A 16,231-nucleotide genomic window follows, 5' to 3' on the forward strand; every position below is an offset into this window, starting at 1 on the left:
CACCCCAGGCGGCCGGGGCGGCATCGTCGGCTCGGCCCGCGCACCGGCCGGGGTGGCACGGCTCAGCCCGGCCCACCCGTGGGCCGGGGCCCGGCGCGGTCGGCCGGCCCGACCGCCGCGGCCCGGTCGTCGGGGCCGGTGCGCGGCCCGTCCGGCCGGCGCTGCTCGCCGGCGGCGCCGCCGGCCGGCCGGCGCACCCGCCACGGGCCGCCGCGCAGCACCGCGAACAGCAGCGCCAGCGCCGCCGCGCCGGCGCTCACCCCCATCGCGACCGAGAACGCGAGGACCACCGGGCCGTCGTCGGTCTGCCCCGCGTAGCTGCCCACCCCGCCGGTGACCACGATCAGCAGGCTCACCGAGGTGCCGACCGCCTGCCCGCTGTTGTAGAGCATCGAGCGCACCGAGTTGGCCACCGCGCGCCGCCGCGGCGCCACCCCGGCCATGATCGCCTCGGTGTTCGGGGCGGTGAAGAACCCCACCCCGAGACCGACGACGACCAGCCAGGCCGCGGCGACCGGCATCGACGGGTTCGCCGTGGACGCCGCCGACCCGGCCAGGCCGACGACGAGCAGCAGCCCGCCGCCCGCCGACACCGCCCGCGCCGTCAGCACCCGGCTCAGCCGCCCGGTGAGCGGGGTCGCGGTCATCATCGCCAGCGCCAGCGCGGTGAGCACGGCGCCCGCCTCGGCGGCGCTGCGCCCGCCGACGATCTGCTGGTGCAGCACGACGAGCACGGTGATGCCGGCCCTGGCACAGGAGTTGAAGTAGGCCGCGGCGTAGGCGCAGGCCCGGCGCAGGTCCCGGACCAGCGCCGGGTCCACCAGCGGATGCCGGGACCGGCGTTCGACGAGCACGAACAGCACCCCGGCGAGCACTCCCGCCAGGCCGACGCCGAGCACCAGCGGATCGGCGAGCCCGGCGGTGGCGCTGCGGTTGATCGCGTAGATGACCGCGGTCAGGCAGGCGACCGAGAGCACCGCGCCGGCCACGTCGAACCGCTCCCGCACCGCGCCGTGCGGGCGGCCGCCGGGGATCAGCCGGATCCCCAGCAGCAGCGCCACCAGCCCGAACGGGAGGTTGATCAGGAACACCGAGGTCCACCCGAAGGTCGAGACCAGCACCCCGCCGATGGCCGGGCCGAGCGTGTTCCCGACAGCGGCGGCGGTCATGTTGACGCTCAGCGCCTGGGCGAGACGTTCCCGGGGATAGGCGTCGGCGATGATCGCCGTGGTGTTCGCGACGATCGTCGCCGCCGCCACCCCCTGCAGCGCCCGCAGCAGCACGAACGTCGCCGCGTTCGGAGCGAGCACGGCGAGCGCGCTGGCCACCATGAAACCGGCCATCCCGCCGAGGAAGATGCGTTTGCGGCCGATCATGTCCGAGATCCGGCCGAAGATCAGGATCGACGCGGTGTTGGCCAGCATGAAGGCGAGCAGGAACCAGTCCGCGACGCCCGCCGGCGCGTCGAACGCGGCCGAGAGCTCCGGCAGCGCCACGTTCACCGAGGTGCCGTTGACCAGCACCAGCAGCAGCCCGAAGCTGGTGACCCACAGGACCGAGGAGGCGCCGGGCCGGTCGGCCCGGGCGCCCCCCGTCACGCCTGGACCTCGAGGTTGCCGTAGTCGATGGCGTTCTCCGAGCGGTAGGCGAAGCCGTGCACGGTGCTGCGGAACACCTGCGAGGGCTGGATGCCGCAGACGAAGATCTCCGGCGTGGACTCCAGCAGGATGGTCTGCGCCCGGTGCCACAGCTCCCCCGCCTCCGGGCTGAGCGGATCGGGCAGCGCCTGCGCCCGGTCCACCACCTCCCAGAACTCCCGGGACGCCGGCTCGTCCCAGCGGGACGGGTTGGACGGGTCGTCGTCCGGCCGCCAGAAGATCGTGCAGGCGTAGGTGGGGGTCTGCACCTGCGATCGGTTGCGGTAGATGAGCGCCTGGTTGGTGGCCTCGGTCCGGGCGGTGCCGAAGTCCGCGGCCGCCATCTGGGCGACGTCGATGGTGAAGCCGGCGTCGGCGGCGTAGGAGCGCAGCAGCACGCAGGTGTCGACGAGATCGGGGTTCGCGGTGGACACCGCGACGGTGAAGGAGACGCCGTCCGGGAAGCCGGCCTCGGCCAGCAGTTCGCGGGCGCGGGCCGGGTCGTAGCCGTAGCGGGGCAGTCCGTCGGTCGTGTAGTTGAGGGTGTTCGGGTTGATGTTGCCGATCATCGGCACGGCCCGGCCGTTGTAGATCTCGGCGGCGATCTGGTCGTAGGGCACCGCGTGGGCCATCGCGCGGCGCACCGCCGGGTCGTCGAACGGCGCCTTGTTCGTGACCAGCGTCAGGTCGACGTACTCGATCGGGTCGGCCTCGGGCACCACGACGCCGTCGTTGCCGGCCAGCCGGGCCTGGTCGGCGGGCCGGATCGCCTGCGCCATCTCGACGTCGCCGGCCACCACCAGGCTGGCCCGGGTGCCGGCGTCGCCGACCACCCGCAGGGTGACCTGGGAGATCGCCGGCTCGCCGAGTGCGTAGTGCTCGTTCGCCGTCAGGATCATCTCCTGGTCGGGGACCTGCGAGGTGACGTGGTACGGCCCGAGGCCCCAGCCGCCGTTCACCCGCGCCCACTCCAGCGCGTAGGGATCGTCCGGGGTGGCGTGCTCCTGCAACGCGGTGGAGTCGTAGACGTGGCCCTGCAGGTTCGCGAGCAACCCGAGGAAGGTGAGCCCGAAGCCCGCCGACAGCAGCTCGAACGCGACGGTCCGGTCGTCCACCCTGGTGATCGCCTCCGGGCCGGCGAACCCGGACTCCCAGACCGAGCGGCTGTAGGTGGGCACGTTCCACTTGCGCTCGAAGGAGTACAGGACGTCGTCGGCGGTGATCGTGTTGCCCAGCGGGCTCATCAGCCCGTCACGCAGCACGAAGGTGTAGGTCAGGCCGTCGTCGGACACCTCGTAGCTCTCGGCCAGGTAGCCGACGTAGGTGTTGAAGTCCTGCACGACGGTGTCCGGGGTGAGCCCCGGGATGTAGGGGTTGCGGACCAGCCCGGCCTGCAGGTTGGCGTTCATCTCGAACGACTCCAGGTTGATCCCTCCCCCGCCGACGACGCCGTCCAGGGTGGGGGCGAGCGCGGGCACGGCGACGACCAGCTGCCGGACGCCGTCCCCGCCGCCGGAGGCCCCGCCGGCCGGGGCGCCGGACCGGTCGGCGCAACCGGCGAGTGCCAGTGCGGCGATGCCGCCGAGGGTGCCGGTCAGCAGGCTGCGCCTGCTGAGGCCGCGGCCGATCGCGCGGGCGGGGTCGAACTCGTTCACGGGTGTCCTCCGGGGGAAGGTGGTGGTGGGTGGGACGGGTCAGCGCGCCGCGGGGCCCCGGCTGAGCCGGGTCAGTGCGCCGGACAGCGAGGCGGCGGTGATCACCGCGAGGCAGAGCGCGAGTGCCGGGAAGAGGGTGGTCCACCAGCCGCCGAGCATCACGTCGGAGACGCCGGTGGAGATCATGTAGCCCCACTCCGGGGTGGGCGGGTTGAGCCCGATCCCGAGGAAGCCCAGCGAGGCCAGGACGACGATCGACACGCCGAAGACGTTCGAGCTGTTCTCGATGGCCGGCCGCGCCGAGTTGGGCAGCACGTGGCGCACGGTGACCCGCCACGGCCGCAGGCCCGCCATCAGCGCCGCGTCGACGAACGCCTCACCGCGCACCCGGAGCACCTCGGCGCGGGTGAGCCGGGCCTGGTTGGGCAGCAGGATCAGGGCGAGCGCGGCGCTGAGGCTGGTCATCGTCGCCCCGAACAGGCCGACGATCACCACCCCGACCACCAGCGGCGGCACCGAGTCGGCCAGGTCGATCCCGCGGGTGACGCCCCGGCCGAGCAGCCCGAACGCACCGGCGCGGGCCTCGTTGGTGCCGACCGCGATCCCGACGACCAGGCCGCCGGCCGTGGCGAACACCGTCACCAGCAGCGCCATCGTCAGGTTGACCTGCGCCGCCGCGACGGTCCGGGAGAAGACGTCCATCCCGGTCGAGTCGGTGCCGAACAGGTGCCCCGCACCGGGCGGCAGGTTCGCCGGGGCGACCACCCGCTCCGGGTCGTAGGGCACCACCAGCCGGGCCGTCGCGATCACGCCGAGCAGCGCGGCCAGCGGCCACAACGCCCACCACGCCCGCGGCACCGAACCGATCCGCCCGACGCCCGGGAGACGCGCCACCACGGTGCTGCCTCGTACTGCCATCACTGCTCCATCCGCACGCCCGGCCGCCTGCGCGGATCGAGCAGCATGTTGACGATGTCGACGACCAGGAAGGTCACGAGGCTGAGCGCGGCGATGACCACCAGGAAGCCCTGCAGCCCGAGGAAGTCGAGGGTGTCCACCGAGTCCAGGGCGAACTGGCCGACCCCGCCGAAGCCGAACAGCTGCTCGAGCACGATCACCCCGCCGAGCAGCGCGCCGAACTTGGCGCCGAGCATCACGATCGAGCTGGCGCAGGCCCGGCGGAGCACGCTGCGGTAGATCGACCAGCGGGTCGCCCCGGAGGCCACCTTGAACAGCGTCGCCGGATCGGCGCGCTGCTCCTCGATGCCCAGGCTCAGCTGCCGCCAGAGCCCCGAGGTGTGCACCACGACGATCACCGCGAGCGGCAGCACGTAGCGGGCCGCGATCGCCGCGAACACGTCCCACCGGCCGGTGAGCACGGCGTCGACCAGCGGGAACCCGAGCACCAGCGGCTGCTGGGTGCCGGGCGGGACCCGCCCGACCGGGGCCGGGACGATCCGCAGCGCCACGTAGAACAGGACCAGCCCGACGATCGCGACCGCGAAGTCCGGGAGCGCGCCGGTGGTCTTGGCGTAGAACCGCATCGCCCCGTGCACCCGGTCTCTGGTGCTGGTCATCGCGATCATGCCGAGCAGCAGCGTCGCCAGCAGCGAGGCGAGCAGGCCGAGCACGATCAGCTCCAGGGTGCCCGGGAGCCGGGTCATCAGCTCAATCCAGACCGCCCGCCCGGTCACCGCGGAGTTGCCCAGGTCGAACCGGAGCAGCGCGCCCATGAACGTGACGAACTGCGACCAGATCGAGCCGGACAGGCCCATCGCCTCGGCCATCCGGTCGTACTCCTGCTGGGAGAACCCGCCCGAGGTGTCGATCCGGGCGAGCACCGGGTCCCCGGGGACCAGGCGCACCAGGAAGAACGCCGCGGCGGCGAAGGCCAGTACGTGCACCGGCAGCGCCAGGGTCCGGGTGATCCACCACCGGTTGCGCCGCAGCAGGCCGCGAAGCTGTTCGATCACGGCTGTACTCCTCTCTGCACCGGTCCACCGGGCTCGAACAAGGGGGGCGGGACGTCCGGCGGCCCGATCCGGTCGTGTTCGGACCAGGAGCCGCCGCGGGCCAGCGAGGCCGCCGTCGCGGCCAGCGCGCAGCCGAGCAGGACCGCGCCGGCGGCCCGGAAACCGGCGAGCACCTCGGGATCGGCGCCGGTGACGGCGTCGTACCCGGCGAACCCGCCCGCGGTGAGCGCCGCGGTCACCAGCACCAGCACCACCGCGTTGCCGCCGGTCTGCCCGCTGTTGAACAGCACCGAGCGGACGCCGTTGGCGATGCCCCGCCGGGCGGTCGGCAGGGCCGCCATGATCGAGGCGGTGTTCGGGGCGGTGAAGATCCCGTTCCCGGCACCGATCAGCAGCAGCCCGACGAGGAACACCGGGCCGGGCGGCCCGCCGTCCAGCCCCCACAGCACGGCGCCGTAGCCCGCCGCGGAGACCGCGCAGCCGGCCGAGGACACCGCACGCGGGGACAGCCAGCGCGCCGCCAGCCCGGCCACCGGCGAGGTCACGACCAGCGCGACCGCGGTGAGCGCGGCGGCGACACCGGCGTCCGCGGCCGAGCTGCCGATCACGATCTGCTGGTAGAGCACCACCACGACCAGCACCCCGGCCTGCGGCACGGCCATCAGGAAGGCGGTCGCGTAGGCGCACGCCCTGGACCACTCGGTGATCACCGCGATGTCCACCAGCGGGGACGGCACCCGCTGCTCCACCAGCACGAACAGGCCCAGCAGGACGAGCCCGGCGAGCGCCAGCGCCGGGGCGGCGGTGCCCCAGCCCGGGTCGGCGAGCCGGTTCACCCCGAGCACCAGCGCGCCCAGCCCGGCCGCGACCAGCACGGCGCCCGGCAGGTCGAGGCGTTCCCCGTCGCGGGGCCGGTGCGCGTCCCGGCGCAGCACGGCCAGCCCGAGCGCCACCGCGGCGAGCCCGAACGGGACGTTCACCAGGAACAGCGACCGCCACCCGTAGGCGTCGAGCAGCCGGCCGCCGATCACCGGGCCGACGATCATCGCGACCGAGGCCATCATGATGTTGACGCTGAGCCCGAGCGCGAGCCGGCGGGGCGGGAACGCGTCGGAGATCATCGCGTTGGCGTTCGGGATGATCGCGGCGGCGCCGACGCCCTGGGCGACCCGGGCGGCGATCAGCGGGCCGATCTCGTCGGTCCCGGCCGCGACCAGGCTGGCGACGATCATCAGGACCAGCCCGCCGAGGTAGAGCCTGCGCCGGCCGATCATGTCCGAGAGCCGCGAGAAGACCAGCACGCAGACGCTCAGCGCGAGCATGAAACCGAGCAGCAGCCAGTCCACGGTGGACGCGCTCGCCGCCAGGTCGGCGGAGATCGCGGGCAGCGCGACGGTCACCGCGGTGCTGTTGAGGAACACCAGCTGCCCGCCGAGCGTGGTCACCGCGACGACCGTCCACGGGCGCGGATGGCGGCCCGCGCCGGTGGCCCGGCGGTCGCCGGTCGCCGGGCCGTTCACGCGACCGGATCGACGGCGACGACCCGGCGCGGGCCGCGGCGGTAGGCGTCGAGCAGGGTGCGGGTGTAGGGGTGCTCCGGCCGCTCCACGACCTGCTCGGTCGGCCCGGTCTCGACCACCGCGCCGTGCCGCATCACCAGCAGGGTGTCGGCGATGAACGTGGTGGCGGGCAGGCCGTGCGAGATGAACCCGAGGCCGACCCGGTAGGTCTCGCAGTAGTCGCGGATCATGTTCAGCACGGCGCCCTGCACCGACACGTCCAGCGCCGAGACGACCTCGTCGCACAGCAGGATCTGCGGCCGCACCACCAGTGACCTGGCCAGCGCGAACCGTTGCCGCTGCCCGCCGGAGACCTGGCTCGGGTAGCGGTCGAGCAGCGCCGGATCGAGCTGGAGCAGGCCGAGCACGTCGCGGATCTCGGCGTCCGCGGCGGGGCCGGTGACCTCGCGCAGCACCCGCAGCGGGGTGGCGACGGCGTCGCGCAGGGTCCGCCGCGGGTCGAACGCGGAGAAGGTGTCCTGCGCGACGAACTGGACGGCCCGCCGGAACTCCCGGCGCTCGCGCGGCATGGACAGCATCCGGCTGATCGGCCGCCCGTCGAGGTGGATCGCGCCCGCCGTGGGCGTCTCGAACCCGACCAGCAGCCGGGCCAGCGTGGACTTGCCGGAGCCGGACTCCCCGACGATGCCCAGCGCCGTCGAGGTGTCGATCTCCAGGTCCATCGGCTGCACCGCGACGGTGCGGCCCGCGCCGCGGCCGAACACCTTGGTCAGTCCCTCGACCTGCAGGGTGGTCATGCCGGTACCGCCCGGCCCGCCCCGGCGAGCTGCTCGGCGAGCATCGTGTCGTCCAGGGTGGGCAGCCGGTCGGCGCGCGCCGACTCCAGCGTCGGGACGCAGGAGGTGAGCGCGAGCGTGTAGCGGTGGGTGGCGTCGGACTCGATCCGGTCGGCGCGGCAGATGTCGACGATCTCGCCGCGGTACATGACGACGACCCGGTCGACGTACATCCGGCACAGCTCGATGTCGTGGCTGACCACGAGCAGCCCGGCCCCGGTGCGGTCGGTCATGTCCCGCAGCAGGTCCATCACCTCGCGGCTGACCGCGGCGTCCAGTGCGCTGGTCGGCTCGTCGGCGATCAGCAGCCGCGGGTCGCTGCAGACGGCGAGCGCGAGCATCACCCGCTGCCGCATGCCGCCGGAGAGCTCGTAGGGCCGCAGCCGCAGGATCCGGTCGGTGTCGGCGAGGCCGACGCTGCGCAGCAGCTCCGCGGCCCGGGCCCGGGCCGCGGCCGGCCGGATCCGTTCCAGCCCGCGCAGCACGTCGACGAACTGGCTGCCGATCGGGGCGACCGGGTCCAGCGAGACCATCGCGTTCTGGAAGACCATCGACATGCCGGGCGTGCGGTACGGGATCGGCGGCCGGACCGGGCTGCGGTGCACCGGGCGGCCGTCGAACTCGAACCGGCCGAACACCGCCTCCGCCCCCGGTGCGGTGAGCAGCCCGGCGATCGCCAGCGCGAGCGTGGTCTTGCCGGAGCCGGACTCGCCGACGATGGCGACCCGTTCCCCGTACCCGATCGAGAACGTGGCGTCGCGGACGGCGACGGCGGGGCCGGCCTGCGCCGGGTAGCTGATCGTGGCGTCCTCGACGACGAGCAGGTCGTGACTGGTACCGCTCATGGTTGCCTCTCCTCACAGCGGCGGGGCGGGGGCGGGAGCGGCCACGGCGCCGCCCGCTGCCGGGCCCGTCAGAACTCGAGCAGGTTGTCCCGGAAATGGGCCGAGCCGTAGTCGGTACGGGTGAGCCCGCGACGCTGCAGGGCCGGTGCCAGGCCGTCGGCGATCTCGCTGACGTAGCGGCGGTTGAGGTCGAAGTTGGCGATCAGGAACCCGTCGCCGCCGACCTCCTGCATGACCTCGTCCATCTGCGCGGCGACGGTGTCCGGGCTGCCGACGAACTCCAGCGAGCCGGTGCCCTTGCGCAGGATCTCCCGGGGGGTGCGCCCGATCGCCTGGGCCAGCATCTGCTGGTGGCCGTTGGTGGTGGCGGTCTCCGGGATCGGCTCGTCGAGGTCCCACCGGGCGAAGTCGATCCCGGAGTGCCGGGACAGGTGCAGCAGGCCGAGCTCGGGATGGGCCTCGGCGAACCGCTGCTGGCGCTCGCGCTTGGCGTGCGCCTCCTCGTCGGTCTCGCCGAGCACCGGCGAGGTCATGAACAGCACCTTCACGTCGTCGGGGTCGCGGCCGAACTCCTGGGCGGTGGCCCGGACGTCCGCCCGGAACTGCGTCATCGCGCCGACGCCGCCCTCCACCCCGGAGATCACCGAGTTGGCGCTGCGCGCGGCGAACCGCTTCCCCCGCGGCGACCCGCCCGCCTGGACGAACACCGGCCTGCCCTGCGGGGACTGCGGCGCGTTCAGCGGGCCGCGGCAGCCGAAGAACTTCCCGTCGAAGTCGACCGTGTGCACCTTGGTGTGGTCGCCCCAGGTGCCGGTCTCCTCGTCCAGGACGACGGCGTCGGGCTCCCAGGACTCCCACAGCGCGCAGGCCAGGTCGAAGAACTCGTCGGCCATGTCGTAGCGCAGGTCGTGCTCGAACAGCTCGTCCCGGCCGTAGTTCTGGGCGGCCCGGTGGCTGGAGGAGGTGACGATGTTCCAGCCGGTCCGGCCGCGCGACATGTGGTCCAGGGTGTTGATCTTCCGGGCCAGCATGTACGGCTGGTACTCGGTGACCGACAGCGTCGGGACCACGCCGATCCGGGTGGTGAAGTGCGCCATCAGCGGGGCCAGCACGCTCGGGTCCATCTTGGGCGTGGCGGTCGCGCTGCGGACGTAGGCCTCGAAGCTGGACCCGTAGGCGTCCGGGACGTAGGACGAGTCCTCGATAATGATGTAGTCGAACCGGGCGCGCTCGAGCGCCTGGGCGATGTCGATCCACAGCTGCGGGTCCGCCCAGTCCGAGCCGCCGCGGCCGGACCAGGTACGGCCCCAGGACTTGACACCGAAACCACCGGCGCCGAACCAGGCCATGTGGAAGGGGCGTGCCGGCATGGCAGCCCTCCTTTCGTCGTCCGGCCTCCGAGCGGAGGCGGTGCGGTCAGAAGTCGCGCAGGTTGTCCCGGAACAGGCGGTGCCGGTAGCCGTCCCGGATCAGCCCGCGCCGGCGCAGCTCGGGGGCCAGCCCGGAGCAGATCGCGTCGATGTAGCGGCGGGTGTGGGTCAGCCCGGTCTCGGCGCGGATCAGGAAGCCGTCGCCGCCGACCTCGGCGACGATCGCTTCCATCTGGTCGGCGACCGACTCGACGGTGCCGACCACCTGCGGGCCGAGCTGGGCGCGTTCGGGCAGCGACTCGCGCAGCGTCCGGCCCTTGTTGCGGCGCATGAAGTCGTCGAGGATCGACTGGTGGCCGTTGGTGCGCAGGTCCTGCGGCATCGGGGCGTCCAGGTCGAGCGCACCGAAGTCGATCTCGGTGACCGCGGAGATCATCGCCAGGGTCTGCTCGATCTGCAGCGGGTCCTCCATCCCGAACACCCGGTGGTGCAGCTCGCGCGCCTCCTGCTCGGTCTCGCCGAGCACCGGCCCGAGGTGGAACAGCACCTTGATGTCGTCGGGATCGCGGCCGTGCCGCGCCGCCCGCTCCCGGATGTCGGCGCGGTACTCCTTCATCCGGTCGATCCGCGGGTTGGTGGCGACGATCGCGTCCGCGTGCTTCGCCGCGAAGTCCCGGCCCTTCGGTGAGCCGCCCGCCTGGCAGAGCACCGGATGACCCTGCGGCCCGGCGGGCATGTTCAGCGGGCCGCGCGAGCGGTGGTACTTGCCGACGTAGTGGATCGGGTGGACCTTCGTGTGGTCGGCGTAGCGGCCGGTCTCCCGGTCGGCGACGACGGCGCCCGGCTCCCAGGAGTCCCACAGCGCGGTGACGATCTCGACGAACTCCTCGGCCCGGTCGTAGCGCTCGTCGTGCGGCGGCAGCCGCTCCATCCCGTAGTTCTGCGCCGCGATGTCCTCCGAGGAGGTCACGATGTTCCAGCCGATCCGGCCGCCGGTGAGATGGTCCATAGTGGCCATCACCCTGGCCAGGATGAACGGCGGGTAGAACGACGTCGAGCCGGTCGCGATCAGTCCGATGTGCTCGGTCTCCCGGGCCAGCAGCGGCAGCAGCGGGAACGGATCGAGCTTCGGCGAGTGCAGGCTGTGCTTGAGATCGGCCTCCATCGTGCCGCCCATCGCCTCGGCGACCATCGTGGAGTCCTCGAACATGATGAAGTCGAACCCGGCGCGTTCGAGCTGGCGGACCATCGAGACGTAGTAGTCGCCCGACATCCACTCCCGGTCGGTGGCGCCGCCCCACGGCGAGCGCCACGCGGGCGGGGTGAACGAGGTGAACCAGGCCAGGTGGAACGGGGTAGCCATCAGGCCGCCACCTCCGTGGTGATCCGCGGGTCGAGCTCGTCGAGCCCGAAATGACCGGCGAGGGTGGACGCCGTGTAGCGGGTGCGGTGCAGGCCCCGGCGTTGCAGCTCGGGGACGACCGCGTCGACGAAGTCGTCGATCGTGCGCGGCAGGATCGGGGCCACCAGCGAGTAGCCGTCGCAGGCCCCCGCCTCGAACCACTCCTGCATGGTGTCCGCCACCTGCACCGCGGTGCCGGTGACGACGAACTGCATGTTCGCCAGGCCGCCGACGTAGGAGCGGTGGGCGACCTCGGCGATCGTCAGGCCCTCCTCGCGCGCCATCCTGGTGAACAGCGTCGCCTGGCTGACGCTCGCCGACCGGACCTGCGGCAGCAACTCGAACGGCAGCGGACCGGCGGGATCGTGCCGGGACAGGTCGTACTCCAGCAGCCTGCTCAGGTGCCCGACGACGTCGGCGCCCTCGGCGTGATAGGCGTCCAGGGTCCGCCGGAGCGCCTCGGCCTCCTCGGCGGTGCGCCCGAGGAACGGGGCGATCCCGAGCATGATCTTGATGCTGTCCGGGTCCCGGCCGTAGCCCGCCGCCCGGAACTTGATGTCGTCGTAGTACTCGCGGGCGCGGTCGAGCGTGGAGCCGCCGGCGTAGATCGCGTCCGCCCACCGGGCGGCGAGATCGCGGCCCTCCGGCGAGGATCCGGCCTGCACGATCACCGGCCGGCGCAGCACCGGCCGGTGCACGTCCAGGCAGCCCTCCACCTGGAAGTGCCTGCCGTGGTGCACCACCGTCTCCCCGCGGCTGCCCGCGGTCGGCGCCGCCGCCCAGAGCTTGGTGACCACTTCGAGGAACTCGTGCGAGCGCTCGTAGCGCTCGTCGTGCGGGAGCTGGGCGGCCCGGTCGAAGTTGCGGGCGACCGCGTCGCCGGTGGAGGCGACGTAGTTGACGCCCAGCCGGCCGCCGCTGACCGCGTCCACCGACGCGGCCCGCCTGGCGACGTCGAACGGCTCGTTGTAGCTGGTCGACAGGGTGGCGATGATCCCGATCCGGTCGGTGACGGCGGTGAGCGCGGCGGCCACCTCCAGCGGGTCGATCCGGGTGCCGGTGGCGCTGGTGCGGCCGTACTCGTGCACCGGGTTGTCGGCGATGAAGACCTGGTCGAACAGCCCGCGCTCGGCCTGCCGGACGGCGTGCAGGTACGCGTCCAGGTTCGGGATCCGGGACAGGTCGCTCTCCGGGTGCCGCCAGGCGCCGGAGTGCCGCCCGTACTCGGCCAGGTTCAGGCTCAGGTGCATCTGGGCGCTCATGCGGCGGTCCCCCCGTGCGCGAGGGCCGGCTCGATCCCGAGTGCCGCGGCGAGGCCGGGCCGGTCCGGCCGCGGCGCCGGGGACAGCCCGGCGACCAGCTCCGCGCAGTCGTCGGCGGGCCCCGGGTGCAGCGCCACCCCGGCCGCGACGCCGCGGTCGACCAGCGTGGCGGCGGCGTCCGGCGACAGCCGGCCCGGCCCGGGCGCGGGTCCGGCGGCGATCAGCACGAGCGGGCGGCCCGGCCCGCCGGGCAGCAGCCCCACCAGGTCGCGGGCGGCGTCCGGATCGGCTGCGCCGACCAGCACGACGTCGGCCGGGCCGGCCAGGTGGTGGACGTCGGCGGGGCCGGACACCTCGGCGAACAGCACCGGCCTGCGCTGCGGCGACGGCGGCACGTCCAGCGGGCCGTCCACCCGGAACGCGGTGGACCGGTAGCCGATCGGCCGGATCCGGTCGTCGTCCTTGAAGTCGCCGCTGTCCCGGTCCGGCCACTGCGCGCCGTCCTCCCAGCTGTCCCACAGCTCCAGCGCGATCTCGGCGAACTCGCCGGCCCGGTAGAGCTCCTCGCCCCGCCCGGCGCCGGCCCGCCAGCGGTAGGCGGCCCGCTCGGAGGGGGCGGTGCGGGTCCGCATCAGCCAGCCGGAGCGGCCACCGGCGAGATGGTCGAGCGTGGCCAGCCTGCGGGCGGCGTGGTACGGGAACCCGTAGAGCGCCGATCCGGTGGCGACCACGCCGATCCGCGAGGTCTCCACCGCGACCCGGGCGGCCAGGGTGCTCGACTCGAACGCCGACGACGGTGCGGCGGCCGCACCGTCCGGCCCGCCCGCGGTGCCCGCGGCGGCGGCGTCGGCGCCGTCGAGCAGCCCGACGGCGTGCGCCCCGGCCCGCTCCAGGTCGCGCGCCGCGGCGAGCACGGTGTCCGGCCCGGCCCGGCCCGGGTCGGGCGCGAGGAATGCGGTGACGATCATCGATGTCTCCGGTTCCGGCTCAGAAGGCCATCAGGTTGTCGCGCAGGTGCGGATGCTCGTACGCGGTCCGGGTGAGGCCCCGCCGCTGCAGCTCGGGCACCAGCCCGTCGCAGATCTCGGTGACGTAGCGGCGGGAGAAGTAGCTCTCCACCATCAGGAAGCCGTCGCCACCGACCTCCTGCACCACCTCGTCCATCTCGGCCGCGACCGACTGCGCGGTGCCGGTGAGCGGCAGGCATTCCAGCGTGCGGTGGTGGCGCAGCACCTCGCGCAGCACCTTCCCCTCGATCTGGCGGGCGCTGGACTGGTGCCCGTTGCTCTCCAGCGGCGGGATCGGCTGGTCGAGCTCGAACCGGGAGAAGTCGATGCCGGTCATCCGGGACAGGTGGGCGAGACCGAACTCGACTTCCTCCTCGGCGGTGTTCCAGCGTTCCGCCCGGCGGGCCTGCGCGGCCTCCACGGTCTCGTCGACGATCGGCGACACCAGGAACATCACCTTGATCGTGTCCGGGTCCCGGCCCGCCTCGGTGGCCCGCCGCCGGACGTCGTCGCGGTAGGCCTTCATCTCCTCGACCCCGCGGGCCGCGCAGATGATCGTCTCGGCCCACTGCGCGGCGAACTGCCTGCCGCGGCCGGAACCGCCGGCCTGGCAGATCACCGGGGAGGTCTGCGGCGAGCGCGGCGCGGACAGCGGCCCGCGGGACCGGAACCAGGTTCCCTCGTGGTGGATCGGGTGCACCTTCGAGCCGTCGGCGAAGACGCCCTTCTCCAGGTCGAGGACGAGTGCGTCGTCGTCCCAGCTGCGCCACAGCCCATGCGCGACCGCCATGAACTCGTCGGCCATGTCGTAGCGCTGGTCGTGCGGGAACTGCTTGTCCCGGCCGTAGTTCTGCGCGCCGCCGTCGTTCGAGCCGGTCACCACGTTCCAGCCGATCCGGCCGTCCGACACGTGATCGAGCGTGTTCATCTTCCGGGCCAGCATGAACGGGTGGTACTCGGTGGTGGAGCAGGTGACGACGACGCCGAGCCGCTCGGTCGCCGCCGTCACGAACGGGGCGAGGACGGTGGGGTCCAGCTTCGGGGTGTCGACCGAGTGCCGCAGGTAGGCGTCGTGCGATCCCTGGAAGGTGTAGGGGACGTTGGAGGAGTCCTCGAGCATCAGGTAGTCGAATCCGGCCCGTTCCATCGCGACCGCCAGCTCGACCGCGGTGTCCGGCTTGGTGAAGCGGTGCACCGCCGAGCCCGCCCATGCGTGCTTCCATGCCTTCGGGCCGAAGCCCTTCGAGTAGAACCAGCCCAGGTGGATACGAGGATCCGGCATCCGGCCACCACTTCCGACGATCGACGACGTAGCTCCTCCGCAGGCCCTGCGGGAGCTGCCACCGGAACGCTAGGAACACCGTGTTACGAGGCCACGCGTCCGCCGTCACGAGGCCCTTACGCCAGCCCGCCGCCACCGCGGGAAGCGACGTCGGTGCAGGTCAGGGCCGGTTCGGCGGGCCTGTGGACGCGATCGGGCCACGCGGGCGGCGCAACGCGGCGTCAATATCGGGGGCCGCCCGGAAATGCCTCCGTCACAGCCCGGGAGGCCCGTCCGGCGCACCGGGCCGACCGTTGCGCCGCGGTCCGCGGACGGCGCAAACGCCCGGATCGACGCCGGTAACGAGAGCGCAACCGGGCGGGCCGGGAGCGCCCCGCCGACCGCCTGTCACCGGCCCGTCGGCGCAGTGCGCGGTCACCGGTTCGCACCGGCCCGGCGGACCTGCGACGCTCGACGGGGTCCCGCCGGGACCGCCCGACATCCGCACCCGCCGGCCCGCTCCGGCCGGGCGCCGCCGAAGGAGCATCGAGCCGCATGGCCCTAGCGGAGACCGCCGGTACCGGAGCCGGGCCCGCCGGCACCCGGTCCGGAACCTCCGGCCACGAGGCGCCCGGGACATGGGAGACCGCGGCGCTGCTCGCCTCGGGCACCGGGCCGGGCACGGCGCTGCTGCTGCGCGCGCTCGTCGAGGCCGTCCGGTACCGCTACGTCGGCCGGGAGACCACGCTGCGCAGCGGGGATGTCGACGTCCGGCTGGTGCCCACCTCGGTCTCGACGTCCGGGCTCGGCCCGCGCGCGCTGAGCACCGGCAGGCTCGACGAGGTCCGGCTGACCGCCCGGGACGTGGTCCGCCCGGCGCTGCGGCTGCGCGAGCTCACCGTCGTCGCCAGCGACGTGCGGCTGCGGCCGGCGCTCACCCCGGAGCTGCGGACCGGCCCGGTCGCGTTCACCGCGGTGCTGGACCCGGCCTGGATCGCCGGCCGGCTGCGTGAGCGGGCCCCCGGGCTGGCGGTGACGATCGATCCGGACGGCGTGGTGCGGGCCCGCAGGCGCGGGCGCCCCGGGTTCGGCTCGGCCGACCTGGATCTCTCGCTGGACGGGCACACCCTGGCCTGGACCGTGACGGCGCTGACCGTCGCCGGGCGCCGGATGGGGCCGCCCCGCTCGGCGGAGGCGCGGCGGTCGGTGCGCGCGCTGCTCGACCGCAGCCCGCTGCGCGGGGTCCGGTCCGGCACCGTCACGATGCCCGGCCTGCCGGCCGGTCTGCGGCTGCACCGGCTGGACACCGCGCCCGGCCGGGTCGCCGTGCACGGCACGCTCGACGGCTGGCAGCGGGAGATCCCGGTCGCCGGGCTCGACGGGGTGCTGCGCGGCGCGCTCTCCCTGCTCGATCTCGGCCGCTGATCCGGCGCGGCCCGGTCCGGCGCGGCCCGGTCCGGCGC

The 16,231-nt window shown here is 73.7% G+C and carries 13 protein-coding genes; 1 reads left to right on the forward strand and 12 read right to left on the reverse strand.

The features are described from left to right. Positions 1–62: 62 nt before the first annotated feature. The 12 genes from ACVJO7_RS16825 to ACVJO7_RS16880 all read right to left on the reverse strand — a co-directional run bounded on the left by ACVJO7_RS16825 (position 63) and on the right by ACVJO7_RS16880 (position 14,789). On the reverse strand, positions 63–1,598 hold the full coding sequence (locus ACVJO7_RS16825) for an MFS transporter (protein ID WP_491673645.1): 1,536 nt from the start codon (positions 1,596–1,598) through the stop codon (positions 63–65). Next, positions 1,595–3,292: an ABC transporter substrate-binding protein gene (locus ACVJO7_RS16830; protein ID WP_491673646.1), complete on the reverse strand. Its 1,698-nt coding sequence runs from the start codon at positions 3,290–3,292 to the stop codon at positions 1,595–1,597. The genes ACVJO7_RS16825 and ACVJO7_RS16830 overlap by 4 nt, the downstream gene beginning before the upstream one ends. 39 nt (positions 3,293–3,331) lie before the next feature. Beyond that, positions 3,332–4,210, reverse strand: coding sequence for an ABC transporter permease (locus tag ACVJO7_RS16835; RefSeq protein ID WP_491673647.1), 879 nt, complete (start codon positions 4,208–4,210; stop codon positions 3,332–3,334). Further along, positions 4,210–5,265 carry an ABC transporter permease gene (locus ACVJO7_RS16840; RefSeq protein WP_491673648.1) on the reverse strand — a complete coding sequence of 352 codons (1,056 nt, stop codon included), beginning with the start codon at positions 5,263–5,265 and terminating at the stop codon, positions 4,210–4,212. Before ACVJO7_RS16840 ends, ACVJO7_RS16835 begins: the two co-directional genes overlap by 1 nt. After that, positions 5,262–6,785, reverse strand: coding sequence for an MFS transporter (locus ACVJO7_RS16845; protein WP_491673649.1), 1,524 nt, complete (start codon positions 6,783–6,785; stop codon positions 5,262–5,264). The genes ACVJO7_RS16840 and ACVJO7_RS16845 overlap by 4 nt, the downstream gene beginning before the upstream one ends. Continuing rightward, positions 6,782–7,582, reverse strand: a complete 801-nt coding sequence (locus ACVJO7_RS16850) for an ABC transporter ATP-binding protein (RefSeq protein ID WP_491673650.1) — start codon at positions 7,580–7,582, stop codon at positions 6,782–6,784. The genes ACVJO7_RS16845 and ACVJO7_RS16850 overlap by 4 nt, the downstream gene beginning before the upstream one ends. Then, the gene (locus tag ACVJO7_RS16855) at positions 7,579–8,466 is read right to left on the reverse strand and encodes an ATP-binding cassette domain-containing protein (protein ID WP_491673651.1); all 888 of its coding nucleotides are present in this window, start codon (positions 8,464–8,466) and stop codon (positions 7,579–7,581) included. Before ACVJO7_RS16855 ends, ACVJO7_RS16850 begins: the two co-directional genes overlap by 4 nt. Positions 8,467–8,534: 68 nt before the next feature. Continuing rightward, positions 8,535–9,836, reverse strand: coding sequence for an NtaA/DmoA family FMN-dependent monooxygenase (locus ACVJO7_RS16860; RefSeq protein WP_491673652.1), 1,302 nt, complete (start codon positions 9,834–9,836; stop codon positions 8,535–8,537). A 46-nt stretch (positions 9,837–9,882) separates the two neighbouring features. Further along, positions 9,883–11,199 (reverse strand): NtaA/DmoA family FMN-dependent monooxygenase, encoded by a 1,317-nt coding sequence (locus tag ACVJO7_RS16865; RefSeq protein ID WP_344026864.1) that lies wholly within the window; start codon positions 11,197–11,199, stop codon positions 9,883–9,885. Beyond that, positions 11,199–12,500: an NtaA/DmoA family FMN-dependent monooxygenase gene (locus tag ACVJO7_RS16870; RefSeq protein WP_344026866.1), complete on the reverse strand. Its 1,302-nt coding sequence runs from the start codon at positions 12,498–12,500 to the stop codon at positions 11,199–11,201. The genes ACVJO7_RS16865 and ACVJO7_RS16870 overlap by 1 nt, the downstream gene beginning before the upstream one ends. Continuing rightward, positions 12,497–13,468: an LLM class flavin-dependent oxidoreductase gene (locus tag ACVJO7_RS16875; RefSeq protein WP_491673653.1), complete on the reverse strand. Its 972-nt coding sequence runs from the start codon at positions 13,466–13,468 to the stop codon at positions 12,497–12,499. Before ACVJO7_RS16875 ends, ACVJO7_RS16870 begins: the two co-directional genes overlap by 4 nt. A 19-nt stretch (positions 13,469–13,487) precedes the next feature. After that, on the reverse strand, positions 13,488–14,789 hold the full coding sequence (locus ACVJO7_RS16880) for an NtaA/DmoA family FMN-dependent monooxygenase (RefSeq protein ID WP_344026870.1): 1,302 nt from the start codon (positions 14,787–14,789) through the stop codon (positions 13,488–13,490). A 534-nt stretch (positions 14,790–15,323) separates the two neighbouring features. Between ACVJO7_RS16880 and ACVJO7_RS16885 the strand changes: the two genes are divergently transcribed. Further along, a complete protein-coding gene (locus ACVJO7_RS16885) occupies positions 15,324–16,193 on the forward strand; it encodes an LmeA family phospholipid-binding protein (protein WP_491673654.1) in 870 nt (289 codons plus the stop codon). Positions 16,194–16,231: the final 38 nt, after the last annotated feature.

It is taken from the genome of Pseudonocardia sp. DxW (genome assembly GCF_058448985.1).

Bases quoted from the DNA above. Each gene is read 5' to 3' on its own strand.
- ACVJO7_RS16875 (WP_491673653.1), bottom strand. From the start codon at position 13,468: ATGATCGTCACCGCATTCCTCGCGCCCGACCCGGGCCGGGCCGGGCCG.
- ACVJO7_RS16835 (WP_491673647.1), bottom strand. From the start codon at position 4,210: ATGGCAGTACGAGGCAGCACCGTGGTGGCGCGTCTCCCGGGCGTCGGG.
- ACVJO7_RS16885 (WP_491673654.1), top strand. From the start codon at position 15,324: ATGGCCCTAGCGGAGACCGCCGGTACCGGAGCCGGGCCCGCCGGCACC.
- ACVJO7_RS16870 (WP_344026866.1), bottom strand. From the start codon at position 12,500: ATGAGCGCCCAGATGCACCTGAGCCTGAACCTGGCCGAGTACGGGCGG.
- ACVJO7_RS16855 (WP_491673651.1), bottom strand. From the start codon at position 8,466: ATGAGCGGTACCAGTCACGACCTGCTCGTCGTCGAGGACGCCACGATC.
- ACVJO7_RS16860 (WP_491673652.1), bottom strand. From the start codon at position 9,836: ATGCCGGCACGCCCCTTCCACATGGCCTGGTTCGGCGCCGGTGGTTTC.
- ACVJO7_RS16850 (WP_491673650.1), bottom strand. From the start codon at position 7,582: ATGACCACCCTGCAGGTCGAGGGACTGACCAAGGTGTTCGGCCGCGGC.
- ACVJO7_RS16880 (WP_344026870.1), bottom strand. From the start codon at position 14,789: ATGCCGGATCCTCGTATCCACCTGGGCTGGTTCTACTCGAAGGGCTTC.
- ACVJO7_RS16865 (WP_344026864.1), bottom strand. From the start codon at position 11,199: ATGGCTACCCCGTTCCACCTGGCCTGGTTCACCTCGTTCACCCCGCCC.